The sequence below is a fragment of the Lysinibacillus sp. 10T31 genome, from assembly GCF_056394365.1.
Genome location: NZ_JBFTHS010000012.1, coordinates 45,336 through 71,091 on the forward strand (window position 1 = coordinate 45,336; position 25,756 = coordinate 71,091).

At 35.9% G+C, this 25,756-nt stretch carries 27 protein-coding genes and 1 other annotated feature; of the genes, 25 read left to right on the plus strand and 2 right to left on the minus strand.

What is annotated here, in order from left to right; all coding sequences use genetic code 11:
- Positions 1-169 precede the first annotated feature (169 nt).
- The 22 genes from AC1DCY_RS09035 (at position 170) to AC1DCY_RS09140 (ending at position 22,498) form a co-directional block, all read left to right on the plus strand.
- Complete coding sequence (locus tag AC1DCY_RS09035; protein WP_477349360.1) at positions 170-319, plus strand: transcriptional regulator; 150 nt, start codon at positions 170-172, stop codon at positions 317-319.
- Positions 320-580: 261 nt separating this feature from the next.
- Positions 581-751, plus strand: a complete 171-nt coding sequence (locus tag AC1DCY_RS09040; protein WP_477349362.1) for a transcriptional regulator — start codon at positions 581-583, stop codon at positions 749-751.
- Between the two features lie 389 nt (positions 752-1,140).
- On the plus strand, positions 1,141-2,841 hold the full coding sequence (locus tag AC1DCY_RS09045) for a putative bifunctional diguanylate cyclase/phosphodiesterase (protein ID WP_477349363.1): 1,701 nt from the start codon (positions 1,141-1,143) through the stop codon (positions 2,839-2,841).
- 358 nt (positions 2,842-3,199) lie between these two features.
- Complete coding sequence (locus AC1DCY_RS09050; protein WP_477349365.1) at positions 3,200-3,808, plus strand: transglutaminase-like domain-containing protein; 609 nt, start codon at positions 3,200-3,202, stop codon at positions 3,806-3,808.
- 253 nt (positions 3,809-4,061) lie between these two features.
- Entirely contained in the window at positions 4,062-4,367 is a 306-nt protein-coding gene (locus AC1DCY_RS09055; RefSeq protein ID WP_477349367.1) for a hypothetical protein, read from the plus strand.
- 437 nt (positions 4,368-4,804) lie between these two features.
- Positions 4,805-5,024 (plus strand) — a binding site (T-box leader).
- A gap of 64 nt (positions 5,025-5,088) precedes the next feature.
- Positions 5,089-6,525 (plus strand): proline--tRNA ligase, encoded by a 1,437-nt coding sequence (gene proS / locus AC1DCY_RS09060; RefSeq protein ID WP_477349369.1) that lies wholly within the window; start codon positions 5,089-5,091, stop codon positions 6,523-6,525.
- 483 nt (positions 6,526-7,008) lie between these two features.
- On the plus strand, positions 7,009-7,392 hold the full coding sequence (locus AC1DCY_RS09065; RefSeq protein ID WP_477349371.1) for a hypothetical protein: 384 nt from the start codon (positions 7,009-7,011) through the stop codon (positions 7,390-7,392).
- A gap of 34 nt (positions 7,393-7,426) precedes the next feature.
- Complete coding sequence (locus AC1DCY_RS09070; protein ID WP_477349373.1) at positions 7,427-8,263, plus strand: CbrC family protein; 837 nt, start codon at positions 7,427-7,429, stop codon at positions 8,261-8,263.
- Between the two features lie 260 nt (positions 8,264-8,523).
- The gene (locus AC1DCY_RS09075) at positions 8,524-9,018 is read left to right on the plus strand and encodes a DUF4303 domain-containing protein (RefSeq protein ID WP_477349375.1); all 495 of its coding nucleotides are present in this window, start codon (positions 8,524-8,526) and stop codon (positions 9,016-9,018) included.
- Between the two features lie 232 nt (positions 9,019-9,250).
- Positions 9,251-9,403, plus strand: coding sequence for a DUF5713 family protein (locus AC1DCY_RS09080; protein ID WP_477349457.1), 153 nt, complete (start codon positions 9,251-9,253; stop codon positions 9,401-9,403).
- 23 nt (positions 9,404-9,426) lie between these two features.
- Complete coding sequence (locus tag AC1DCY_RS09085; RefSeq protein WP_477349376.1) at positions 9,427-10,272, plus strand: YwqG family protein; 846 nt, start codon at positions 9,427-9,429, stop codon at positions 10,270-10,272.
- Between the two features lie 67 nt (positions 10,273-10,339).
- Positions 10,340-11,581 carry a DUF6138 family protein gene (locus tag AC1DCY_RS09090; RefSeq protein WP_477349378.1) on the plus strand — a complete coding sequence of 414 codons (1,242 nt, stop codon included), beginning with the start codon at positions 10,340-10,342 and terminating at the stop codon, positions 11,579-11,581.
- A gap of 147 nt (positions 11,582-11,728) precedes the next feature.
- The gene (locus AC1DCY_RS09095; protein ID WP_477349380.1) at positions 11,729-13,393 is read left to right on the plus strand and encodes an Imm51 family immunity protein; all 1,665 of its coding nucleotides are present in this window, start codon (positions 11,729-11,731) and stop codon (positions 13,391-13,393) included.
- Positions 13,394-13,463: 70 nt separating this feature from the next.
- Positions 13,464-13,778, plus strand: a complete 315-nt coding sequence (locus AC1DCY_RS09100; protein ID WP_477349382.1) for a DUF5713 family protein — start codon at positions 13,464-13,466, stop codon at positions 13,776-13,778.
- A gap of 109 nt (positions 13,779-13,887) precedes the next feature.
- Positions 13,888-14,298, plus strand: coding sequence for a hypothetical protein (locus AC1DCY_RS09105; protein ID WP_477349384.1), 411 nt, complete (start codon positions 13,888-13,890; stop codon positions 14,296-14,298).
- Between the two features lie 19 nt (positions 14,299-14,317).
- Entirely contained in the window at positions 14,318-15,103 is a 786-nt protein-coding gene (locus AC1DCY_RS09110) for a hypothetical protein (RefSeq protein WP_477349386.1), read from the plus strand.
- Positions 15,104-15,506: 403 nt separating this feature from the next.
- Positions 15,507-16,214, plus strand: a complete 708-nt coding sequence (locus AC1DCY_RS09115; RefSeq protein ID WP_477349388.1) for a WGR domain-containing protein — start codon at positions 15,507-15,509, stop codon at positions 16,212-16,214.
- Positions 16,215-16,346: 132 nt separating this feature from the next.
- On the plus strand, positions 16,347-16,868 hold the full coding sequence (locus AC1DCY_RS09120; protein WP_477349390.1) for a hypothetical protein: 522 nt from the start codon (positions 16,347-16,349) through the stop codon (positions 16,866-16,868).
- A 551-nt stretch (positions 16,869-17,419) separates the two neighbouring features.
- Complete coding sequence (locus AC1DCY_RS09125; RefSeq protein WP_477349391.1) at positions 17,420-17,746, plus strand: ArsR/SmtB family transcription factor; 327 nt, start codon at positions 17,420-17,422, stop codon at positions 17,744-17,746.
- Positions 17,743-18,159: an SRPBCC family protein gene (locus AC1DCY_RS09130; RefSeq protein WP_477349393.1), complete on the plus strand. Its 417-nt coding sequence runs from the start codon at positions 17,743-17,745 to the stop codon at positions 18,157-18,159. The genes AC1DCY_RS09125 and AC1DCY_RS09130 overlap by 4 nt, the downstream gene beginning before the upstream one ends.
- Positions 18,160-18,511: 352 nt before the next feature.
- Positions 18,512-21,682, plus strand: a complete 3,171-nt coding sequence (locus tag AC1DCY_RS09135; protein ID WP_477349395.1) for an ATP-binding cassette domain-containing protein — start codon at positions 18,512-18,514, stop codon at positions 21,680-21,682.
- Positions 21,683-21,808: 126 nt separating this feature from the next.
- Positions 21,809-22,498 carry a Dph6-related ATP pyrophosphatase gene (locus AC1DCY_RS09140; protein WP_477349397.1) on the plus strand — a complete coding sequence of 230 codons (690 nt, stop codon included), beginning with the start codon at positions 21,809-21,811 and terminating at the stop codon, positions 22,496-22,498.
- Positions 22,499-22,985: 487 nt separating this feature from the next.
- On the opposite strand, the gene AC1DCY_RS09145 is transcribed toward AC1DCY_RS09140, so the two are convergent.
- Positions 22,986-23,102 carry a YjcZ family sporulation protein gene (locus AC1DCY_RS09145; RefSeq protein WP_370076291.1) on the minus strand — a complete coding sequence of 39 codons (117 nt, stop codon included), beginning with the start codon at positions 23,100-23,102 and terminating at the stop codon, positions 22,986-22,988.
- 248 nt (positions 23,103-23,350) lie between these two features.
- Positions 23,351-23,965, minus strand: coding sequence for a hypothetical protein (locus tag AC1DCY_RS09150; protein ID WP_477349399.1), 615 nt, complete (start codon positions 23,963-23,965; stop codon positions 23,351-23,353).
- 163 nt (positions 23,966-24,128) lie between these two features.
- On the opposite strand from AC1DCY_RS09150, the gene AC1DCY_RS09155 reads away from it, so the two are divergent.
- The 3 genes from AC1DCY_RS09155 to AC1DCY_RS09165 all read left to right on the plus strand — a co-directional run bounded on the left by AC1DCY_RS09155 (position 24,129) and on the right by AC1DCY_RS09165 (position 25,695).
- Positions 24,129-24,551, plus strand: a complete 423-nt coding sequence (locus tag AC1DCY_RS09155; protein WP_477349401.1) for a VOC family protein — start codon at positions 24,129-24,131, stop codon at positions 24,549-24,551.
- Between the two features lie 80 nt (positions 24,552-24,631).
- Positions 24,632-25,213 carry a histidine phosphatase family protein gene (locus AC1DCY_RS09160; RefSeq protein ID WP_477349403.1) on the plus strand — a complete coding sequence of 194 codons (582 nt, stop codon included), beginning with the start codon at positions 24,632-24,634 and terminating at the stop codon, positions 25,211-25,213.
- 29 nt (positions 25,214-25,242) lie between these two features.
- A complete protein-coding gene (locus AC1DCY_RS09165) occupies positions 25,243-25,695 on the plus strand; it encodes a hypothetical protein (protein ID WP_477349405.1) in 453 nt (150 codons plus the stop codon).
- Positions 25,696-25,756: the final 61 nt, after the last annotated feature.

Consider the following 25,756-nt stretch of genomic DNA (forward strand, 5'->3'; position numbering starts at 1 on the left):
GTATTCTAAGTAAATATAAAGACATTTTATACTTTTGTATAAGTTTACTTTACTTTTAAGTTTTCAAGATTATTTTATTGTAAAGCTTGACGAAATAAACCATCTGTTATATATTAAATAAAAATAATAATAACTGTTATAAAACAGTTTAATTCAAGGAGGAATTCTAATGTCAAAGTATCGTGATGGTTATGAATTTTATTGTGAGATGTGTGAGCGCTATGCTCTTGAGCCAATTTCATTCCGCTATTATTTGCTACAGTTATCACAGCAACAACTGTCAGCTTATAATATGCAAGCAAAGCAATTAGGAATTTAACAGGTTTATAATTAAAGGATGTGGTTAAGACGGACGCCGACGTGAATATTTTATGAAAAGCCCAGCCATACTAATTTAGATGGACTGGGCATTCGTATATTTGAAAGAAATATCAGAAAACTTTATTGACATAGTAAACTAACTGTTATATATTATTAACAAAAATAAAATTCTGTTATAGAACAAGATGTTTAAATCAATTATTTTAAGAGCAATTAGAATATTATAACGAAGCTGCACAAATGAAAGGAAGTTATTAGGATGGCAGATTATCGAGAAGGCTATGATTTTTATCGACAAGTATGTGAGAAACATGGTTTAGAGCCAATAAATTTTCACTACTATGTTTTAAACTTATCACAAGAGCAATTAGATGCTTACAATGAACGAGCCAAAACATTGGGAGGTCAAATAGAATATGAAGTCTCTTAGCTTATAAAAAGCCTTACTGCCTATATGTGACAGTAAGGCTTTTTGCTTTATATCATAAATGAAGTAATTATTCAAGTATCGTAAAATTACAGAAAATTCATATGTTCTAAAGATAAATAGGCTAAATATAAAATATGAATAGCACTAAGGTAATTAAAATATTTAAATACAAGCGTTGTTAGTATGTTAAAAGACCTTGTTTTTTGTGTCTGTTTTATTGTTAACCATCAAATGTAGATTTGAATGTTTTAGATATTTAGGTTGAATTAACCTCTTTTCTAAGACTATAATATAATTACATAAAAAAGGGCGATATCCCATAACTTTATACCTCACATCAATATAAAACAAAAGTACCAAACCCTTCTAATGAACGGAGAATGAAAAAGATGAATATCACGCCTAGTAATATCAATCAAGTTAACTATAGTCTGAAAGAATTACAAGATATTTTTTCAGCAATGAATAGTTCAATTATTGTAGCCATTACAGATCGAACTGGGAAAATTACGTTTGTTAATGATCATTTTTGCAAAATATCTAAATATACTCGTGAAGAATTATTAGGGCAGGATCACCGTTTACTCAATTCAGGTTTCCATCCAAGATCTTTCTTTAGAGAAATGTGGAAAACTATAGGAAATGGTGAAATGTGGAATGGCGAGGTGTGTAATCGCGCGAAGGATGGCAGTCTTTACTGGGTGAAGACAACGATTTTTCCTTTTCTTGATGACAATGGTAAACCGTATCAATATATAGCTATAAGGGTCGATATTACCGCACAAAAGGATATAAAAAAGATAACTCATATTGCTTATCACGATGAATTAACAGGGCTACCAAATCGTCGTAAGTTAGAACAACGTTTAGAAAATGAATTCCATCAATCTCGACGTACAGGAGAAAAATTTGCGTTATTTTTCATTGATGTAAATCGTTTTAAAAACATTAACGATGGACTTGGTCATATTATCGGGGATATGTTCTTAGTGGAAATGGCGAATCGTTTACGCAACGTTGATTATACATCCAATTCTATTTACCGCCACAACAGTGACGAATTTGTTATTATACTTAACGATGTTGACGGAATTGAAGAGAAGGCCGAGGAAATAATTAGCGTATTTAATGAGAGTTTTATTGTGGATACGTATGAGTTTTACGCAAGTATTAGTATTGGAATTAGTATTTTCCCAGATCATGCAAACTCTGTTGAGGAATTATTGAAAAATGCAGATATCGCTATGTATGCTGCGAAATCTTCACGTGGTAATCAGTATCGCTTATATCGTCCAAATATGGAGGAAGTCAACGATAAATGGTTATTACTTGAAACAAAATTACATCAAGCGTTAAAAAATGATATTTTAGAGTTACATTATCAGCCAAAAATCAATTTAAAAACAAATACAATGATTGGCATGGAAGCATTGCTTCGTTGGCATGATCATGAACTAGGTCATATGCCTCCTGATAGCTTTATTCCGTTTGCTGAGCAATGTGGGCTCATTAATGATATAGGGGTATGGGTGTTAAGAAAAGCATCTGCCCAGGCACGCACTTGGAATGAAGTACATAATTTAAACTTACGTGTTGCCGTGAACATTTCTCCGATTCATATTAGTACAACAGGCTTTGTCGAAATGGTCCATGAAGTTATTGCAGAAACAAAAATTGATCCGCAATTTTTAGAAATCGAAATAACAGAAATGAGTATGCTGGATTATACGGAGGACTTAATTAATACAATTAAGCAATTAAGAGCACTTGGTATTACAATTTCATTAGATGATTTCGGAACTGGTTATTCTTCGTTAAATTACTTAAAGACTTTCCCAGTAGATGTTTTGAAAATTGATCGTGCATTCGTTCGTAATATTGTGCCTGAAAAATCAGGCATTGCTATGATTTCAGCTATGATCTCTCTAGCGCATGCTTTAAATCTGCAAGTAGTAGCTGAAGGTGTCGAGGAAGAGGCAGAATTAAACGTGCTACGCGAACATGGCTGCGAGTACGTACAGGGCTATTATTTCAGTAAGCCGTTATCCGTAGAGGACTTTAAGAAACTGATAGTAGATAGTTACACGTAGATAAAATGGAGGATTTTGTCTTTAGTTTAGGACAAGATCCTCTAAGTGTTTACGGTTTCTTTATAACAAACCCAGTTCACATAGCCAATCTAATCTCCCTTAGGTGCACAATCCTTCGAACCTATTACAATTTTTTGTTTCGCCAATAAATCTAACAGAACAACGGAAACGCCGCCTATATAGAACAAACAGATGCAGGAGTATGAGTTTAAGATTAAGTTACCGAAGTCAAAGGGAGCTTTTTTTTGAGCTAACGTTGCAATTTAGTTTAATAGTGAACATATCAATTTCATAATTCATTGATGTATAATAATACTCAAATACATATTATTATACAAATTTGTAAGGAGTGTCGATAATGAATATGATTTGTGAGTCAAAAAATTTAGAGGATTATTTACTCGAACTAAATGAAGTTAATTATTCTAATCCAATAATTAAAACGAAAGTCGATGAGCTTTTCAATCCATTTCAAACGGAAATTGAAAAAGCTAAAGCAGCTTTTGAATTTGTTCGTGATGAAATATTTCATTCTTGGGACATTCAATCGAAACGAGTTACTTGTAATTCTTCGGAAGTATTAGACTTTAAAGAGGGAATTTGCTATGCAAAAACGCACTTATTAGCGTCTTTATTGCGTTCACAGAGAATACCAACAGGTTTTTGTTATCAAAGATTGATGTTGTTTGATTCCCCTGAAAAAGGGTATTGTATTCATGCTTTAAATGCTATCTTCTTTAAATCACTTAATAAATGGATTAGGGTAGATGCTCGTGGAAATAAAAAGGGTATCGATGCTCAATTTTCAATTGAAGAGGAAAAATTAGCTCTCCTTATAAATGAAGAACTTGATGAAATGAACTATCCAGTTATCTATAATAAGCCTCATCCTAAAGTAGTCGCTGTATTAAAAGAACATACGAATGCATTAGAGATGTATAAATATCACTTGCCAGAGAGTTTATAATTGTTCCACTTACGGGTGCTTACTTTTAAATAACGATATTTAGCAATCGGGCGCGTTTGTAGAATAAGGCATATTAAAATGATCAATTTTTTTCGAAATGGAGTTTGCATTTGCTGATAGTTGATAAATAAAAGTTAAAAGGAATTTTTTACTTATTTTAAAGCAACATTTAAGTGAACTTTTTTTACAATAAACGGAAAAAATGTGCTAAAATTTTTATAGATTATTAACGTCAATTGGGGGGAGCGGTGCCTTGAAGAAAAAAGTAATAATTATTGTTTCTTCGTTGGTTGTAATTATTTTATTGCATTCAACACCAAGTATGGCATTAAGAACACATATTTTTTTTATGGGATATCCAAAAGCCGCAATTTCTTCAGGAATTATTGAAGATAAAGAACATAATGAAGTAGATAAAGATAGATTTGCTGAATTAAATGCTAAAGCATACGCCCTGACAAATCCTCCAGTAGAAAAAGCTACTCAGGGCGAATTAAGAAACTATCTTGTGAGGAAATTTGGATTTTTACATTTTGCAGAATACTTAGGTGATACTTAATAACCTTCGTCAGTCAAATGGGGACTTCGTTCGTATTATATAGTTCAGCCAGAACTTTCTGGTTGAACTTTTTTTATTTAGATTTAATTTTCAGTAGCCAGGGTAGAACGTCAGGGGCGCGGGATGTTTCAATTGCTCAGAAATATTTATGAATTTTTGCTAGTTAAAAGCAAACTTGGTTACGATAAGTAAAGTCAATTTTCTGATATTTCCCGAAAAATAATCGCGTTAATCAATTATACCCCGGCATAATTCCGTGACATTCTCCGGAGGATTTAGGCCAAAAAATGTTTTTTGCACGAGAGCGAAGAGTCAGTAGAAGATGTTTATTGCGCGAAAGCGCAGTGCGACGTAGCGAAAGGTACAGATGTTTGGACACCTGCTAAAAGAATTTAATATTTGAAATTATTTAACTGTTTTGCTAAAGTTATATAAAATATAAATTGTTGATGTGGCCAAGTAAGTAAGAATAGTGAAACAGAGAATATAGCAATTGCTGAGAGCTATATCACCGCTTCTTATCTGAAACCTACCACGGAGATGTTATGCAAACATAACCGAGTCGTTTTCGTTACAAAACGTTAGAGGGTTTTAAGATTTTCTTAAAACTAAATTCAAGGTGGTACCACGTTTAGTCGGCACAAAGACGTCCTTATTTGTAGGACAGCTTTGTGCTTTTTATTTTTTCAGTAGGTAAAGTTACAGAAATGGAGGATAAAAAATGACAACACAACAAAACGATTTTTCAAAATGGTACATCGAGACGATCCAAAAGGCAGATTTAATGGATTATACACCAGTTCGTGGCTGTATCGCATTTAAACCAGACGGCTATGAAATTTGGGAACACATTCAAGAAGAGATGGACCGTCGTTTTAAACAGACAGGCCATCGTAACGCTTATTTCCCTATGTTAATTCCTGAATCTTTCTTCCAAAAAGAAAAAGATCATATCGAAGGTTTCTCACCTGAGCTTCCTTGGGTAACGGAGGCAGCCGGCGAGAAATTAGAAGAACGTTTAGCACTTCGTCCAACTTCTGAAACGATGATCGGCCATCTCTATTCGAATTGGATTAAAAGTTACCGTGATTTACCGGTCTTAATTAATCAATGGGCAAATGTTTTTCGTTGGGAGAAAAAAACACTTCCGTTCATTCGAACATCTGAATTTTTGTGGCAGGAGGGCCATACTGCACATATTGATGAAGAAGATGCACGTCAAGAAACGATGCAAATGTTAGCTGTCTATAAGGAGGTAGTAGAGGGCTTACTTGCCATTCCTGTCTATGATGGACAAAAAACACCTTCTGAACGTTTTGCAGGAGCAGTTGATACATTTTCTATTGAAGCAATGATGAAAAATGGAAAGGCCGTACAAGCTGGTACCTCTCACTATTTAGGGACAAAGTTCGCTGAAGCCTTTGATATAAAATATTTAAATAAAGCAAATCAGCATGAATATGTACACACAACATCATGGGGAACTTCCACACGTTTAATAGGTTCGGTAATTATGGTTCATGGTGATGAACAAGGGCTTATTTTACCACCAAGAATTGCACCAACTCAAGTTGTCTTAATACCTGTTGGTCCATGGAAAAAGAATCCTGAAATTATGGAAAAACTAGATGACATCTTCGCAATCCTTAAGAAGAAAGGAATTCGAGTACGTCTAGATGATTCGGACCAATCACCTGGCTTCAAATTTAATGAATGGGAATTGAAAGGAGTACCAGTTCGAGTTGAATTGGGTCCACGTGACTTAGAGAAAAACCAGGCATTGTTAAAAGCACGAGATGAAGATGACAAGCAATCCATTGACCTGAACGACATTGTTGTAGCAATTGAAGAAGAACTGACAACAATGCAAAGTCGTTTATTCGATAAAGCACGTAAATTCCGTGATGAAAACGCCCATACAAATATCGATACACTGAAAGATTTACAGCAGCATATTAACATTTCCAAGGACAGCGGATCTATTCCTGGTTGGGTTCTTGCTGGATGGTGTGGAGCTGATGCCTGCGAGGAAAAAGTGAAAGAAGAGACAAAATATACTTCTCGTAACATTCCATTTAACCCACCAACTACGAAAACTACTTGTATTTGCTGTGGAAATGAAGCGAAGCATACAGTTTGGTTTGCTCAAGCATACTAAGTTGTCAAATTTTGCTTTTATACGTAAGTATTCAGCTTTTGTAATATCTTCATATTTCCAATCCAAATACAGATTATCTGTGACGGCTGTTACTTTTTCTAACTCTTGTTGTTTAGTCTTGTATACTTGTTCTAATTGTTTCGATTTAATCTGAACGATAGGCTGTTTATTAATTTCCTTGATGAAAGTGGTCATATCATCGACAAGTGCTATTTGCGCTTGAATGGCTCGTAATACAACTTCTGTGATGTCCTCTATACTCATAATGTGCCGTGTGCATTCCCTCTATGTTTGACTACATGAGTAGAACAAACGTAGTAGGTATATTCTTTCAATTCTGTTTTGTTTACGACTCGTTTTCCACTGCATTTCTAGCTCGAAATGCAGTGTTTTTATCTCGATTTTTTTCTATGTTTTCAAAAAAATGCTAGTATGATAGAATAAAAAATAGAACATATATTCTTTTTTTGGAGGGTGAAAACAATGAGTTATGATTTAATGGTCTTTGATAAAGAGCAAGCTCCAAACAATAAAGAAACATTTTTGCAATGGTATGATGAACAAACAAAATGGGCTGAACCACATGACTACGCAACAATAACAGTTACAACACCAGCATTACAAAAATGGTATCAGGATATAGTGGAACAATTCCCCAATATGAATCTGGTGGATGAGGAATTATTGGATGAGGATGAAGAGGACGAGTTAGAGAGTCGTTTGACTGATTATAGTATTGGTTATGCCATGATTTACACAGCTTTTGCCTGGTCTGTAGCGGATGAAGCATATAGTACGATGAAGGAGCTTGCAAAAAAGCATGGAGTCGGTTTTTTTGATGTGAGTGGTGAAGGGGAGATTTTCTAAATCATTATATCGTATGTAGGGAGGTGGATAAGAAATGACAGTAAATCTTATTGCGCAATGGCAAGAGCAAAGAAAGACGTTTGACGCAAAGAATGCCAAAGCAATTAACGCCATGCATAAGCTAAGGGAGCAAGTTCAAAAAGCGGAGCCAACAGAGGTAAATTTGCGCATGCTCGTCGAAATTTTCTGCATGTTACAAATGTATGACGAGGCATACAAAATTTTTACATCCGTCATGGATTTACGCAATAAAAAAGATCAGAGAAAATACGGTGCGATTAAATATTGGATTGACAATCCACAAAATGTAAAGTCATTATTGCCACGTGTCATTCAGGAGGAGGCAGAGATGAAAATACCATTACCAACATTTAAATATATGCCGAATCCAATACAAGCGAATATTTTTAAAACGGGTGAATTAGTTGTTTGCGACTGCTGTGAGCAAGAAGTGAACATTTATTGTACAAAAGGCATATATGCGATTGACGAGGTGGAATATCTTTGTCCAAACTGTATTCATAGTGGGCTGGCTGCGCAAAAATTTGATGGACAATTTCAGCAGGATTTATTAAATTCCGAGCTTGTGAAGAATGATGACTATACAGATGAAGTGTTGCATCGCACACCCGGATATATTAGTTGGCAAGGAAATGATTGGATAGCTCATTGCACGGATTATTGCGCATTTATTGGCTATGTTGGCTGGCAAGAGCTCGTGGAGATGGGCATTACGGAGGAGTTTGAACATTTTAATGGTCATACCAAAGAAGAGCTAGCCGCTACTTTGCGTAATAATGGCTCGCATCAAGGTTATCTATTTCAATGCTTAGAATGTCAGCAATACATTCTGTATTCCGACTTTGATTAAATCTAGGTTACATTGGTGAAATATGGGGGAGTTGACCATATGGATCTGGAGAAAATGTACGAGAGCTACTACACTAGTTAGTGCGGAAGGTAATTAGAGGTACAAGGCTTGTCATGTCTTTTTCATTGGTATATGTAGTGTCGTAACTTCATCCAATACCAAAATATAAGAGGTTGGCAAGCTTTTTTGCTCAGACGCTTAAACTTCAATGATGATTTATATATTTTTGACAATACGAGTCGATAAAGAGTGGTGTATAGATGAAACAGAAAATCAAATTAGCCGTACATGAAGCCTACACAGCTATGTATGAGACGCTAGAGGACGAACAGATATATGCAGTTGTGCTAGTGACAGACGGTGATTGTGGTAGCCTCTATTTAACAATGGGAACGGAAAAATCACTTCTTCAAATCGGAGAAAGTTATGAGGACAACCCAGAAAACTATCGCTTTTTGAAAGATGAATTTTTGCATGAAGATGATACAGACTTGTTACAAAAAGTGAGCCGTGAGCTATTAGATAGACCATTAAATGCTGGTGAGCAATTTGCAACACATAAAGTGGAAATTCATGAGGCAATGAGCAATACAATGTATGAATTAAAACAAGAGGGCGTTCTTGATGAAAGTATTTTTGCATTTATTTCGGTAACGGATGATGCTGACGAGGAAAGGTTGGAAATAACATCAGCCAAACGCTGTAATCCGAATCACCCATCGCTCTCAGCCTTTTTGCTTAACTGGCAGCAATAATTCAAAAGAAGCCATTTTTGGACGCCCTTTTGCGATGAATAACCGCAGGAACAATGATTTTAGCAAAAAATTAATAGACAAGCTAGGGCTGTTAAAAAAGGTATTACTCTTTCTAAAGGGATGACAATATTGTGTTACGAAGCTGAAATTGTTTGTGTTTCTTACTTTAACTCTACAAAATTTAGCGTAAGGAACTAAAGCCTTAGAAGATATTCAAGCGAAATAATCATGACTGGTCTTTACTGATTTAGAAGAGGAATTCGATGAGCACGATAATGAACTTGAAACGGTCGCAAGAGATAGTATTGCTGAAACGGCTATGGATATATTGCAAGAATACAATATTGAGTTGGATTTAGAAGATGCATTAAGAGAGCGTGAATGATAATAGAGAGAGGAGCTACGAATATGGAAAAATTACGTACAATATTACATGATTTTGAACTTGAAGAAGCCGCGGATCAAATATTACAATTCGCTAAAAATTCGATTCGCGCTATAGCGACACCAACTGCGGATGCAGAAATTCGAATGGGTCACTCTAAAATTGGAGGAGCACCTGATACACCTACAGATTTTGTATGGCCACAAACAAAGAGTGGGCAACCGCTCTATTTTCTTTGCCAGCTAAATTTAGCGGAGATAAAGCCTTTTGATTCGAATCATTTACTTCCTACAGAGGGGCTATTATCCTTTTTCTATGATGCTGTGGAACAGCCATGGGGTTATGATCCAAATGATGAAGATGGCTTTCATGTTTTCTACTTCACGCAAGCGAATTTTCAAAGAACGGAACAACCCACAACTTTAAAGGAGTCTATTAATAGCGCGGTACTTTCCTTTAAAAACGAATGGACACTGCCGTCATGGGAATCGCCTGATGGTCAAAAATTAACAGCCCTTTTAACAGAAGAACAGGCAGATGCTTATGATGACTTCTTATGGAGAGATGAAACAGACATTACGGCACATCGCATTGACGGATATCCTAATACGATTCAAGGGGATATGTACTTACAATGCGAGTTAGTGACGAACGGTTTGTATTGTGGCGATTCCTCAGGCTACGAGCACCCTTTGCGCAAGGAGCTAGAACCTAACGTAAAAGATTGGCAACTACTATTACAGCTTGATTCTGAAGATGATCTCGGTTATATGTGGGGCGACAGTGGAAGACTATATTTCTGGATTCGCGAGCAAGACTGTAGAAATAAAGCCTTTGATAAAGTATGGGCCATTTTACAATGTTATTGAAACTACTAGAAGTTGTAGAAGTGAATTTGAAAACTATTTCAATAAATAGTTATGGGGGGACAAGCGAATGAAAGCAAAACAATTTATAGAAGACGAAGCACTATGGCAACAGCTAGCACAAGAGCTACTTGAAAAGCAATATACAATTGATAAAGAGGGCCATTATCCTGCTAGCATTCGCACGACCTCTTTTGCGCTTGATGCCTTCGTCTTAACAGAGGTAATTTGCCATTACAAACAGCTTGCATTATTAGACGTATTCCGCCAGGAGCTTGACTTTGAAACACAGCGCTACTGTCTTTCTCGATTCACGCATAAACAGAAATCTTTCGCTTATTTGCCATTGCTACGCTATTATGCCATCAATTTAAGAAAATACGGTGCAAGCTTTGAATCGTTAACGGTTGAGAAATTATTGCGAACGATTAAGGAATTAGATGCGGAAACGTATAACAGTTTACTCACAATTGGTTCTGGCGATTTGCCAATCAATAAGCAACGAGCTGAATCTGATCTTATTTATTGCTATGCAAATGATGTGATGGCTACCATCTTGATTCATATTAAAGAAGAAACAGAGGAAGCGTATCGTGAAGCCATGCTCTATTTAAATACTTTATTGGAGGAGGATTTCCCCAAAAGCTACAGCATTTTATATGAAGGGGAAAGTGATTTATTGCTGCCGATTGAACGTTTACCTGTCACACCTTCCCATCATTTTTTTGCAAAGGTGTTGAGCTATCCAAACCTACATGCCGCGCTTGTGGAATATAGCTACAAAGCAATGGCTGAGTATCATTTTTACGGGGATGTTGCGGATGAGGAAGCGGCAATGCCAAGCACGTTTGCCGTTTTTGGCCTTGGTTTATACGATAAAAGTTATAGCAAACTCATTATCGACTATATGGAAATATGCGATGCCGATCATTCCCCACCGACTGAATATTTTGCGAAAGCCTATGTGGAAAGGTGGGGGTTAACACCTGAAACATTGCCAATTTTTGCTTACATTGTCGCAACCGTACCAACTGTTCCATACGAACCTTTCTTTGAACAGGAAATGAATACGGAAGAAAATTTACAATGGCTTGAAAAATATATGACAACGCCCTTTATCGAGCTTTGTCCAGTGATTTCACCTGAACAAAATGAACGTATGGAAGAATACAAAGATATGGATGTAGCATCATTACTGTATGCATGCTTTGAGATTGTCCATTTGAATGACTTCACTAACCCAAAATTTATGCGGATTTTATCGCCATATCGTGAACGTTTTGAGGAAATATTGAGGGAGCTCATGTCATGACAATAGAAGAAAAAATCATACATCGAACAAAGAAACACACGATGATTTAGTCCATCAACGTCAAAAGTAAATTATTAATCAAACATCACAAGAGATACAAGATACTTGTTTAGCTGAATTACAAGATGATTGAGAGGAAGTGGGATTTTGCCAAAAAAATTATTGAATATGTTAGAAAAATGGTATGAGGAAAATCAACATGACAAAATTGTAGAAGCAATTGAACAATTGTCTAAGTCAGAGCGAGATTACGAAATAGTAGGTCATTATGGTCGTGCGCTTAATAATCTAGGGCGTTATCATGAAGCGTTATCCCAGTTACGCACAGTTAAAAAACAGGGTCAACAAGATGCGGATTGGCATTGGCGTGTAGGTTATGCTTATTTCTATATCCAGGAATGGCAAAAAGCACTGGCTGCATTTGAAAAAGCGAAGGAATTACAGTTTGATACTAGAACTGAAGAGTATATAGTAGCCTGTCGGAATATTATGAAAAAGTCAGTGGAAGCGCTAGATGATATCAAGCTTGTCCCTTTTCATGAGCGTGATTTCAGTCAATTTTGGGAAAAAAGCGATTATGCGGATAAAAATTATGTAGAAGTATCCCCCACTACTGAAATGATTGCTTCTATAGAAGAGGAACTTGGCTATAAATTGCCAGCAGATTATATTTGGTTTATGCAACAACAGAACGGCGGTATGCCAGTTAACACTTGTTTTCCAACGGCTTTGCCGACTTCATGGGCTGAAAATCATGTTGCGATTACAGGCATTATGGGCATTGGTCGCGAAAAGGCTTATAGCTTGTGTGGCAGCTTGGGAAGCAGTTTTATGTTGGAAGAATGGGGCTACCCAAATATTGGTGTTGTCATAGCCGATTGCCCGTCAGCAGGTCATGATGTCATTATGCTTGATTATCGTGCATGTGGTGCAGATGGTGAACCTGCTGTTGTACATGTAGACCAAGAGGCAGATTACTATATTACTTTCCTTGCGCCGAACTTTGCGACTTTTATTGTCGGATTGGTGAATGAGGAAATATACGATACATCAGAACAAGATAAACTTGACGATTTGGAAATGGTGAAACATGTACCCTTCTCTCCTTTGTTACAGTCGTTATGTGAGAAAACTGGAGAGGAAAATCGGATAGAAGCAGCTATTCGAGGTATTTGTACGCAAATTGTAGAGGATAAAGGCTATTTTGCTTTACATGCAGACGAGCTATCCATGCTGATGTATGATATCCAGTTTTGGTTGTACACTGGTGCTAATTCGAAGGTGACGCAAGCTCAATATTTAGCGGATTACAAGAATATCATTGCACTTGCACAAGGTTTCAGTACAGGAGGATATGCCCCAGATTTTGTTTCAAGTTGGTTAAATGAACGTATAGAGCAGGGGGAAATTGTAAGTCAAGAGGGGAAATTAAGTTTTACAGCGGAAAAGCTAGCTAGTCTACATGCTCAAATGGTGAATGAAGAACTAAAACCTTTTAGTTGGCTTGAACATGATAGTGGAAATATTTCGTTCCTGTTAGAAGTAGGCATTTATAAACAGGAATTGTTTAAAACACGGGCAGACGAAGGATTTCAAGGTAACGGCTACGATTGGTGCTCGCTTGCGGATGTGTATTTGCAAGAGAAGTTACCAGAGCTAGAAGGCATTGTACGTTTTGACCCAGAAGCAGATATGTTCTGTGCGTATGCCGGCGAAAAGGACGCATTGTTGCGATTCGCTGTTGGATTTAAACAAGCATGTGAAAATGATGAACTGATACATGATTTATTTTCTAGGGCGATATTGGATTAATAAAGAGGAAAAGTAACTGGTTTTATTTGAATATCATCGAAGAATAATAGATTTATTGGGGGAATATAAGATGAAAGAAATCAATTTTTTAAAGGAAATGTATCATGATAGTTATTATCCTAAATTTTTAGTTGATAAAATTAAAGATTTATTGGAGCAAATTGTCCGCTATTTAGAGCAAGGTCCCCATTCATTAGAAGAAATACAAGTAAAATTTGATGAAATCACACGTGCGATTAATGATTTAGAAGACGAGTTTTTAGAACATGACAGTGAAATTGAAACGATTGCACGAGATAGTATCGCAATAACTGTTATGGATATATTGGATGTATACAACGTGAAGCTTGATATTGAAGACGCATTAAGAGAACGTGAATGGTAGTATGTTATGTTTAAAATAAAAGTTACGGTGCTAGCCAATACACTATTTTATAAAGGCTTTCAAAGAGGTTTATTATTAATTAGAAACTCAAGATAAAGGAGAATGTCCTATGCAAGATATCCGACCAACGTCACGCTGGCGCAATGCGAAAAGAAAAGAAGAGGAAGAATTTACTGCTGGATTGATTGAGAAAGATGACTGTATTTACGCAGAATTGTTTCCAGATAGTTTTATTCATCAGACAGAAATGGTGCTAGAGCAGTATGCAGCATCCATTGCGAAACTGCCAAATCAGCCAGATAGCTATCCAGCCATTATGAAATCGATTGAAACGGTGGTGCTTGCCCTAAATAAGATTAATGAGGAAGGTGGAGGCGGATTGATTGAAACTGGTGAACGAGAGGAGCTTTGTGACTATTTTGACCAAGTGCTGATTCAATGTGGAATTGATATTGATGACCTTACTAAAAGTCAGAATCTTGGACGTTATGAGTTAACAGATGATTGGCGTGAGTGGTAATTAGAGGGAGGTGTTCGTTTTGCTTGAATTGACGAGTACCGTATGGATAAATCTGACAGGACCATTTGGCTCTGGAGAGAATGTGCCAGCGTTGTTACAGCGATTGAAGCAAGCATACGACCAAGAAACAGTTGATGCGCTTTTTGAAGACTATTTGTTTCATCAAAATACCATTTATACAGTTACCTATGCGGCTGTTCCTTATTTGATGCAGATAGCTTGTTCAACGAACTGTCCCGAAGTGCAACATCATTTGTTTATTATCTGCGGAATTATTGAGGCGAGTCGCGGTGATAGTGGCTTTCCGACAGTTTTAAAGATACTTGATGAACATATCGGAGCAGATATTTACAATAGCTATATTGAGGCAATACGTGAGATGGCGTTATTAGGAAAAGATGTGCGTACCTACGCAACTACTTTGGATGATCATGTGGAAAAGCGTTATGTTCTAGCAGCAGATGCAACTTATCGAGGAGCGTACAGACTGGCGGATATGCTATTGACGTTTGTGACAGGGGATGAGTATATTGCTATATGTCCACATTGCAAGGAAGATGTATTTTTGTGGGAGGGAGCTACACAGGCATTTGTACAAGACCCTGTTTTCGTCAAGGAACAAGAGGCTCACAAAGTTGTACCTGCCTCAAATTTTTCAGATATGGAGCAAATATTATTAGCGGAACAAGCGGCATTGATTGGTGAACACGAACTTGTACATGATTTGCCGTATTTAGCTGGTGAGGTAAACTGTCCTTCGTGTAGTGTAAATATACAAATTTGGTCGGCGCTACTTAAGCAGTAATGGATATATTGAAAATTGAAATGCCAAGAAGAAATGAACTCTATTTTTGTTTCAATACAGTCTCAACAGTGGCGTTGATCCAAATTCTCAAGAAAAATACTCTTCTATTCATAAAATAACATTTATACTTGAGAATAATGAGTTAATTGCCAACCAGAAATACGAGATGACTCTTTCTTTATCACTTAATGCCTTTGAATATGTCATCTACAAATTGCGTGCTTTCATCAATACAGGAATATTTCTCAAAGTATCAATTGATATAGTGTGATTTTAATGATTATACGATAGTAAGAAGCATGTAGGTGAATGGATTAAAAACAGCCTTTCTTCCACAAAAGAGTGTGTAACAGTATTACGAAAGTTTGAAATAAAGACAACACAGGAAAGGAGGTACAGTTAGATGAAAAAAGCTTTTACATATCAAGACGAAAAATCAAATAAATTTTGGACAATTGATTATTTTGGGATGACAATATGTGTGCATTACGGAAAAAATGGAACAATCGGGAAGTATGAAATGAAAGAATTTGAGTCACAAGAAATGTGTGAAAAAGAAGCCCAAAAGTTAATTGTCAGTAAAATGAAGAAAGGGTATCAAGAAAATCCTACATTTGATTTTGATAATTGTCTTTACTGTGATATAGGGGAATATGGCCCACATCCGAAAACGTCACACCCACTTTTTGTCGCTCATTTCACAGAAGAGTTTTATTATGATTGTGGTGATGAAGAAGCACCTTTCGGTAGTGATGAAGGGTCTGATACACTTTATGAAATGGAAGAAGTCATAAGAAAGAAGCGCATCATTGACTTTGCTACTTTCCCGAAGCATTTAATAGAGAATATATGGGGAATGCACTATATATCAGTTGACACATTGGATGAAAAAGCTGTGCGTGATATGGCAAAAGAGCATGAAATGGATATGATGCAAAGTGACATGATTACCTATGCAACGGCCTTTGGTCAAATTAAAATTACTGGGAAACTAGATTCAGCCTTGAAGAAGAATGCACTTTTAGCATTGAAGCGTTTTGCTATCATGAATTCTGATGGACAATTAACGGAAACACAGCAGACAATGTATGATGATTTACTTGCGTTTTAAATTGAAGTCAACAAGAAATAGACGGATTATAGCACGATTGACCAGTATTTAGAGTAACGAGATGACGAGCTGTTCGATTCGCAATGGATGGCTGCAAATTTTTCTATTTTATAGGGAGAGAAGATGATTCCATTGAAAAATTATCAATTTCACACTACATTATTTGGAGAATTAGACGTGCCTGTTGATAAAGGGCTTCTTGAAGATTTTACAATTACACTGGTTGGTAATGAGATTGAAACAAGCCTTGATATTTTTGAGGGCTTTTTAAATGATGACAATCAAGCAATTGTACAGAAATTTCTTGAGCATATTCCTGAACTGTATCAAAAAGCAAAGTCTACACTTTTAGCAAATTGTCATACCGATACAGTGATTACTTATTTTATTCAATATGTGACGGAAGTAATTGATGAAGATGAAGATTATCAAAAATATATGTTAGAGACTCTCAGTATGGTAGCTGTTGAGGAAATAACAAACGAAGCATTGATTGATGTGTTGCAACCGAGATGTATTCGGATTAGTGCGAATCAACAGCATCAGCTCGACTGTGTTTTTGATTTTTCTCTGGATGAAAATTATAGTGACGAGCTTTTGGTTGTATACTTTGACGAAAATTTTGAGGTATTTAATATTTCTCATGAAAGCTAGATCTTAATTTGAAAAGAAGAAATCTAAAACAGAGAATATTAAAAAAGAAATGATGTAGATTTGAAATAAAGTTGTACCATCTATAAAAGAGTGAAAGAAGAGATATAATATACTTCTTGTAGCATTCTTGCGGAAATGCAGCAGGCATACTAGAAGTGGAAAAGGGAAACAATACCAAACTGAATAAAGGCTATAATAAAGGAAAAGAAGTATCTACTTTCATGTCCATAAACGCGGACGTCAAAGTGGATACTTCTTTTTCAAGTAGAGGTAGTTTGGACAGGGGTATAAAACAAAAGCAAGCAATCCAAAGAAGTACTGATATGTCCAAGCTTATTTTTAAGATTTGAATTTAATACATTAGATTTACTTAAAAAGCATCCTGAATACAAGTACGCGGTGGAGGACAAGCTCAGCAAATTTTATTCGTATTAATGATAGAAGAATAAAACGAATGCAAATATCTCAAAATAAAAAATTGATTGGAAACTAGATGGTGTCATATAATTGGGACACCATTTAGTGTCCAATTCATAAGGGGGAGGGGGATTTTGAGCGACAAGACTCAAGAGCGTGATGTTTATGCTGCTATTGCTGATCCAACAAGGCGCCAATTAATACGCTTGTTGGCAGATGCGGAAGAATTACCTCTTCACGAATTAACGTCTCAATTTCAAATGGGTCGCACAGCAGTTTCTAAGCATTTGGCTATCCTAAAAGATGCCGATCTCGTAATTGCTCGAAGGGTTGGTAGAGAAACGAGGTATCGGTTGAATGCCGGTCCGTTGAAGGAAATTCAAGATTGGATATCGTATTACGAAGGATTCTGGAAAGAAAGAATGGCTATATTAAATCTTTTATTGGAGGAAGAAAAATGACAGCAGATGTATCTTTAGATTATCAATTTACAAGTTCAATTGAGAAAGTTTGGAACGCATTAACGGATTCAGACACTCTTGCAAAATGGATATGGAAAAATGACTTTAAACCGATCGTAGGACATAAATTCCAATTCCGAGCTGAGCCAAATGAATGGTGGGATGGAATTGTCAATTGCGAGGTACTTAAAGTGGAAGAACCTCATACATTATCTTACACTTGGGCAAGTGCCGGAGAAACTACTACTGTGACATGGACGTTGACAGAAGGTTCTGATGGAACTACACATTTACATTTTGATCAAAGTGGATTCAGTGAAACAACGAAAGCTCGCCAAGGAGCAATCGAAGGAGCTAAATACGCATGGATTAACAATGGTAATCAGCTCGAAAAAGTGTTAGCAGAACTGTAAAAAAATGATTTCTTCATCATGATACCTGCTTTTCAAGATCAAAAGCAGGTATCAAATAGGAAATGAATAAAATAAACTGTTCATCAACAATTGGACGCTTCCGAAACACGGAAAGCGTCATTCTTTAACTTCTTTCAGCAAAGGCTGAAAGAAGTTAAAGCCTCTGGCCGATTCCGGACGCATTGTTTATCTGCGCGAAAGCGTAGCGACAGCGGCAAATGTTTTCTGTAGCGAAAGCAAAGCGTCAGCTACAATTATGCCGAGGCATAATTAATGGCATGTCATAAACATAACAAATCCAGTTGTAGTTATGCTAACATGACATTACTAGATGAAATGGAGAGAATATCCGATGAAAATAAATCAATTAATTGCTAACAATATAAATCGTTTAGATGTCGGCTTGCCGGAAGATCAATCTATAGGCATTGCTGGATTGTCTGGCTCTGGTAAAACTACATTTTGTCAAACAATTGGTGAAGAATCTAAGAAGCGTCTTGTTTCTTTATTGCCAAAGGCTGAATATCAGTATTTGTTTCCTAATATTATGGAAACGAATTTCAGTGCCATTAAGATGGAAGAGATGCCTTTAGTCCTTTTTCTCGGGAAATCATCAATTTCTACTAATCCACGTTCAACGGTTGGTACCCATACAGGCGTTTTTAAAGAGGTTCGTGAAAAGCTTGCAGATAAGTTTGATCTTTCGCCAGAGGTTTTTTCCTTTAATAATGCATTAGGCTGGTGTCCTGCATGTAAAGGACGTGGAACAACTAAAAATGTCGAATGCAAAAAGTGTGAGGGCAAGCGATATAGTCCGGAAGTTGAGCAGTATAAACTAGAAATATGGAATCAACCACTTAGTATTTCGGATATTAACAATTTAAGTATTGAGGCGATTTACTCCCTTTCAGAGGAATTAAATATTAGTGAAGAGAGACAACATATTCTTAAAAATATTATCGATATGAACATTGGTTACTTAACTATAAATCGGATCATGGGTACGTTGTCTGGAGGAGAATTAACTCGACTGTACTTGGCAGAATTTATGGCCGCTAGTGAAAATACCGTGATTATTATTGATGAAATTTCTGTTGGTCTTGACCACCAAACCTTGTTGAAAATTTTGGAACAGATTAAACAATTGGGCTATAAAAATCAAATTTGGCTTATTGACCATTCTGATACGGTGCTCGATACAGCTGATGAGCAACTATTCTTCGGACCAGGTAGTGGGAAATACGGCGGCAGAATCGTCGAAGAATCACCACGTCCAGAGCCAATCCATTGGGAACGAAATCAGGCAATACCTACAGACTTTTATCAATTTCATGATCTTTACTGTCGTAATATTGAAATGGCTGACATTCACATTCCTAAAAATAGACTAGTAACCGTTACAGGTGAGTCTGGCTGCGGGAAATCGACCCTTGTCAATGAGTGTATCTCTAAGGATTTCTTAAAACGATATCCAAAAGATAAACTGGTCATGGTAGGACAAGATCGCAACCAATCGATTACTAGCCGATCGACTGTTGCAACGTTTCTTGATATTAAACGAAAAATGACGAAATACAGTGACAACATTGACGATATTTTCCAACGTTCTATTGAAGACATTATTGAGGAGCTTCCACATGAAGATATCGCTCATAAACGCTTAAGTTTACTAATCAAACTTGGGCTTGGTTATTTAACGTTGGAAAGAAAAACACAATCTTTATCGACAGGTGAATTTCAATGTGTTCATTTAGTTTCTGAGCTATTTTCGAATTCAAGAAATCCTCATACACTGTTTATTTTTGATGAGCCATCAAAAGGTTTATCGCAAAATATTTTAAACCAATTCATTGATAGTGTCAGGGACATTCTACAAGATGAATCCGTCTCTATTATAATGATTGAACATAATGCCTATATGATAGACAGCTCTGATTTTATCGTTGATTTTGGAGAAAGACTGCAGGAACCTGTGCGACATCTTGATGTTGTCAGTCATGATGATTATTTTAGCGAACATAACAATACAAGTAGTGATGCTTCATTGCATATATCTTCAACACTAAATTCAAAAAAAGGCATTCAATACTTAGAAGAAAATCATATTAGCTTTTTTAAAAATGCTGAAAACATTTATAAAGGCGGTATTTTAAAAAGCTTATCATCTATGGCTCGATTAATTTATGGTGAATATGAATCCGCAACAATCGCACCCGTCGTTGCCATTGATTTAGAAAGACACTTGTATAGTCAGTATAGTTTTTTATATGAAATTGGTGGCCTGATCAACCATATTGTGGCTGCACATCCGACGAATAAAGATACAAGAAGCTTCGATTTCTTTAGTCAGGAAAATCATTGCCCTAGCTGTTCTGGTCGCCTGCAAATTGAAAAATTTGATTTCGATATAGTTATACAAGACAAAACAGTGCCATTCTGGGATGGCTTATTACATCCAGACGTGATGGAAGTATTAAAATACTATCAATATCCGAAATTGCAATTCCTTTTTGATGAGATCAAGAATGAACTGGGTCAAGATATTAGTAAAAGCTACAATGAGATGTCAGATGAAGAAAGACATACCTTCCTATATGGTTATTGGGAAAAATCATTTTATGATAAAGCAAGTAAGTCCTCAAAAAAATGGGAAGGTTTTAATTTTATCCTTGGACGTTATATCGTTATTTCGAAATCAATTATTAAAGAGCAAATGAAAGAATCAAAAGAAATGATTGCCTGTCCAATTTGTCAAGGAGCCGTGCTTAACCATAAGAAAAAACTAACATTTGGAGACACTGATATTCGCGAGCTTATTCATCAACCAATCGATCAGGTCATAAAAACGGTAGGGAACTTACCAGAGCTTGAAAAACTAAAATCTATTGTAGGCGGCGATATGACTCTTACGGAAGATGTCTCCTTACTTCCTAGAGAAACACAAGTATCTTTGAAAATGCTTGAATTAGATCTAGCAAGCTTTGCCGGTTATGAAATAGTACTAAATAATGTTTTACCTTTCTGGGACAAAATTAAAGACAATATCGAAGTAATAAGTAGCAAAAATCTAATTACAATTTGCGATTTTGCCAACATTGACGAAACGAGAGAAACCATTATTGATCAATATTTCACTAATGGGAAATACAAAAAATTAACATACGTCTATGAAGCATTTGGCTACAAAAAAATTGTGACACAAATTAATAAAATTAAAGCAAGTCATAAATGTCCATTCTGTAATGGGAAGAAAGTCATTTCAGAAGACAATCTCCATGATGGCGTCTATAAATTATCCGTACCATGTGTTAGTTGCTCTGCAAGTGGCATCAACGATGAAGGACGTAAGGAAATTGTCGAAGGCGTAGACGTGCAAACATGGCTAACTGGCAAAGTAAGCGACGTTGTGGATGATAGCTTACTCTCGGAAGCTGTTGCAGATATTCCAATTTTCAACCGTATTCGTGAGTTGAATAAACGAGATATGATGGCAATTTACCAAAGACTTGAGCAAAATAATTAAATCAAGCGGTATTGGAATGCTACTTCTAATAGACTCATTTGCAATAATAAAATTGCAAATGAGTTTTTATGATATTCTGAGGAGGAGCTTAAAAAAGTCATTAGAAATTAAAGGGGAAAGATATGCATGGCACAATTAATGGATTGGAAAAATAATGCTCGAGGGCATAAATTTATAGCTTCTTTTAGCGGAGGAAAGGATAGTGTCTTAGCTTTATATAAAGCAATGAAGGTTGGAGAAGCACTTGGATTAATCGTCATGCTGGAGGAAGAAGGGGAACGTTCCAGATCCCATGGAATGCCTCCGGAACTCATACGTGCTCAAGCTAAATCTATTGGCTTACCTGTTTATACTGCAGCAGCAAGCTGGACAGAATATGAAAAAGTATTTATGCGCCTTTTAGAAAAAGCTAAAAATCAAGGGGCAGAAGTGTTAGTAACAGGAGACTTAGATATGCCTGAACATGGCTGCTGGCATGACAAGGTTACGAAGAATGCTGGATTAAAACTAGGCATGCCTTTATGGGAAATGGATCATCGTGAAGCAGTTGAAGAGTTCATAAACCTAGGATTTGTCACAATCATTGTAACGGTTAATTTATCTTTGGGCATGCGCGAGGAAGATCTAGGGCGGACGTTAACCCATGAATACATAAAGGAGCTTGAAGCTCGAGGTGTTGACCCTTGCGGAGAAGGTGGAGAATTCCATACTACAGTATTAGATGGGCCAATTTTCAAACAACCTATTCCAGTTCGTAAATGTGACATTATTAGAAATGAAGAATATGCTTTTTTGCCATTAGAACTAGATCAATAACTAAATCATACAGATAAGTGCAGAAGAGTGTAGTTGTATATAGCGGAATAAAAACTTTAAATACAGAGAATAACATGGGCATCCTCTATCTATTTGAGGTGGGATCTCATGTTATTTTTTTGTCTGTATGCAAAGAATGTGTTTATTTTGATATGTAGTTTAGTAGCAATAAGGTATTTTCGTCATAAGTGTCATTAACGAATATATTTACATAAATTATATTATTCGTATTTATGTTGTTGAACGGCAATTTCACCATCAGCTGAACAGGTCACTAATTAAATAAAACACAATAGTTGCTAGTATTGTTTTTTACTATCTCAAAAACGATACTCAGTACCTAGCCAGATGCGACTTAATTATATACTTTGATTTAAGAAAATATTAAAAGGGTCACCGGAGGATTGTGACCCTTAGTATATATTTGAAGGGAAAGGATAACTTTATATTATCCTAATAATTATGGGATAGGTGGCGGTATTGGATATTAGTAGAATCCGATAAAGCTAGTGCCGACAATAATCAATAGAATGAATAGAACAACGATTAGCGCAAATGCTGAACCAGTACCATAGCCGCCGCCATTTCCGCAGTATTCAGACATAGTAATTACCTCCTTTCTACAATCTATAATATGAATAGTTGTTAAAAGGAATTGCGATATTTAACTACTCATCAAATTAAAATTTTTAAAAAAATAAAAAAGATCACTGATGTAAAAGTGACCCTGAAATATGATGATAAAAAGCTAAATATAAAAAGTCAGAGAATAATATAAGAATGATTGATTATGTCGATCCTCCTAATTTCACTAAAGTACGCGTTAGTTAAAAATAAGGAATGAAACTAAACTTAATTAGGTTTAATGTATTCTCCTGTTGATGCATTAAAGCCCGCTGCTTCCATTTTTGTTTGGTCACTATTCCAACCTATTACTAATAAAAGGGGTACATTCCTCTCTGTATCTTTAATTAGCATAAAATTATACCCTTTAGCCCAATCTTTACCAGGATAAATATTGCCCATTTTCAATGCTTTTTGAAGCAACTCTGGTGAATCATACTTAATATCATTCGTTTGTATAAACTCTTTTTTAGGGTAAGAAGAAGTACCATCCCTCGTTAAATCATTTGTATAATCTATTTTTCCGTCATGAATGGTTACTAAAAAAGCCTTATTAGTTTCTGGCACTCCAAATAAAATATTCCAATGCTTTCTTTTGCCGTTACTTCCAATTGACTTCCCAGGCTTATCTAAATCAATATTTATTGCATCTATTAATTGAGCATTTTCATTCCATTTCAATGCTGAGGGGTTTGCTAATTCAATCGCTTGCTTTATTGATAATTCTTGCTGTTCATCGGCTTCAAATGTTTCTTTAGTTAATTGTAGAGAACTAGCAGATACTATCTCAATAGTATCAATTGGAACTAATAAAAGTAAGACAACAAAAACAATTCTTTTCATTTTCTCAAGCCCTTTTTTAGGTGTATTGTTTCCAAACCGTAATCAAATATTCTGCGTCATTAGTAAAAAACATTTGTGAAGCAATTATTCCAATGACAAAAAGGGATATATTGGATTATGAAGAATACTATTAACCAACCTATAAAATTCAGGAGTGAGGGAATTGGAAATTACTCAAGAACAAAAGTCGTTATTCAGTAAAATTGGCTATCTCTATTTACCGGCTAATAATATCGATGAAACAATTGAATGGTACCAACATAAGCTTGGATTTAAGCTGAAAACACCCAAGTTTCAGGATGATATTGGCTTTGTAGCGGTAGTAACAACGCCAGAAGGAAATGTTGTATTACTCCTTGTAGAAACAATTGATCATACAACAGTAGATTTTTTACGCGATGGTCGCCTGTATCAAACGTTTACGTTGAATTGTCCAGATCTTGAATATACACATCAATCATTAAAGAAAAATGGTGTAGAAGTTACCGAGATAATTATGCGTGGAGAAAATGCTAAATACTTTGTCTTTACCGACCCATCAGGTAATCACATAGAGGCTGCTTGGTCTGTCTGGGATTATATGTAATCAAAAAGAAAGCGTTATTTTGATCGATTTATTTTCTAAATAACGCTTTTCTATTTGTTAAGAAGAAGAGTGGTGATAAAGTGGAGTTGATATTTATTCGTCATGGCCAAGGTGAACACACATTAGCCATACCAAATAGCTTGCATATAAAAAATCCTTCATTAACAGCAAAAGGCATAAGTCAAGCGAAGTTGTTAAGGAAAAAGTTTCTTTTAACGGATGAAGATATAATATTTATTAGTCCTCTTAGAAGAACGCTGGAAACTACATTAATTTGGACTTTGAATGTTGATTGTCGTAAGATAGTAAGCCCATTGGTATCCCCACGAATATTCCCTTTCCGCCCAAATGGAAAAACATTGCCTTGTGATAAAATCATTAACTTAGAAACAATCAAAAAAGATTACCCGAACCTGGAAATGGATATGAATGTACCTTATGATTTGTGGTCTACCGGTATTAATACTTTGCCTGATAGTCATTTCAATAACATTGCACAAGAATTTATTGCAAATTTAAAGCTGTTAAAAAAGGATAAGATTTATATAGTTTCACACGATGGTACTATTACTGCATATCGCCAATTGATTTCTGGCCGAAATTTATCCAGAAGGGACTTTCCTGATGAAACAGGATGGTTTCAAATTAATGTTGATTTATAACTATCACATTACAAGGTCTGTTCAAAAAGATGATTTTCAGCAGAACAGGAGCTATTTTTGAGAAATGGCGCATATATACGCAAGCTTTGGTTTATAGTGAGACCAAAATTCATCGTTCAAGTGAGGTGGAGTTGAAAACCATGAGCGCTAATGAAAATCAGCGGATTCTCTATACAGTTTTCGAAAATGAAATTCAATTGCCGATCCTGGATATTACTCATCCCCTATTTAACGCAAGTATTGATGAACAGGCGTATCATTTGAGCTATCTCAAGTCAGCCAGGAGCATTGAATCATTAAAAAAGATGCCTGGTTTTATCCGCAAGATCTTTGTGAGAATGTCTAATGTTGACAATTCCTATCTGAGCGGCATGCGTACTTTGCTGTACAAACTTGGCCCCAACTTAAGCCGAGGGATAACATTAAGTTTCCGGGATAAGTGGGCGGTGAAGCAAACCTCTTTCATGGGGCTCCGGATATAATATAGATTTAACAATAAGAATGTAAGTAGTTTAATATTTGTCAGAAAATAATTTCTACTAT

Coding starts and splice junctions, on each gene's coding strand:
- AC1DCY_RS09090 (WP_477349378.1), top strand. CDS start 10,340: ATGAAAGCAAAACAATTTATAGAAGACGAAGCACTATGGCAACAGCTA.
- AC1DCY_RS09100 (WP_477349382.1), top strand. CDS start 13,464: ATGAAAGAAATCAATTTTTTAAAGGAAATGTATCATGATAGTTATTAT.
- AC1DCY_RS09050 (WP_477349365.1), top strand. CDS start 3,200: ATGAATATGATTTGTGAGTCAAAAAATTTAGAGGATTATTTACTCGAA.
- proS (WP_477349369.1), top strand. CDS start 5,089: ATGACAACACAACAAAACGATTTTTCAAAATGGTACATCGAGACGATC.
- AC1DCY_RS09105 (WP_477349384.1), top strand. CDS start 13,888: ATGCAAGATATCCGACCAACGTCACGCTGGCGCAATGCGAAAAGAAAA.
- AC1DCY_RS09040 (WP_477349362.1), top strand. CDS start 581: ATGGCAGATTATCGAGAAGGCTATGATTTTTATCGACAAGTATGTGAG.
- AC1DCY_RS09035 (WP_477349360.1), top strand. CDS start 170: ATGTCAAAGTATCGTGATGGTTATGAATTTTATTGTGAGATGTGTGAG.
- AC1DCY_RS09115 (WP_477349388.1), top strand. CDS start 15,507: ATGAAAAAAGCTTTTACATATCAAGACGAAAAATCAAATAAATTTTGG.
- AC1DCY_RS09145 (WP_370076291.1), bottom strand. CDS start 23,102: ATGTCTGAATACTGCGGAAATGGCGGCGGCTATGGTACTGGTTCAGCA.
- AC1DCY_RS09085 (WP_477349376.1), top strand. CDS start 9,427: ATGGAAAAATTACGTACAATATTACATGATTTTGAACTTGAAGAAGCC.
- AC1DCY_RS09130 (WP_477349393.1), top strand. CDS start 17,743: ATGACAGCAGATGTATCTTTAGATTATCAATTTACAAGTTCAATTGAG.
- AC1DCY_RS09150 (WP_477349399.1), bottom strand. CDS start 23,965: ATGAAAAGAATTGTTTTTGTTGTCTTACTTTTATTAGTTCCAATTGAT.
- AC1DCY_RS09140 (WP_477349397.1), top strand. CDS start 21,809: ATGGCACAATTAATGGATTGGAAAAATAATGCTCGAGGGCATAAATTT.
- AC1DCY_RS09165 (WP_477349405.1), top strand. CDS start 25,243: ATGATTTTCAGCAGAACAGGAGCTATTTTTGAGAAATGGCGCATATAT.
- AC1DCY_RS09065 (WP_477349371.1), top strand. CDS start 7,009: ATGAGTTATGATTTAATGGTCTTTGATAAAGAGCAAGCTCCAAACAAT.
- AC1DCY_RS09075 (WP_477349375.1), top strand. CDS start 8,524: ATGAAACAGAAAATCAAATTAGCCGTACATGAAGCCTACACAGCTATG.
- AC1DCY_RS09070 (WP_477349373.1), top strand. CDS start 7,427: ATGACAGTAAATCTTATTGCGCAATGGCAAGAGCAAAGAAAGACGTTT.
- AC1DCY_RS09135 (WP_477349395.1), top strand. CDS start 18,512: ATGAAAATAAATCAATTAATTGCTAACAATATAAATCGTTTAGATGTC.
- AC1DCY_RS09045 (WP_477349363.1), top strand. CDS start 1,141: ATGAATATCACGCCTAGTAATATCAATCAAGTTAACTATAGTCTGAAA.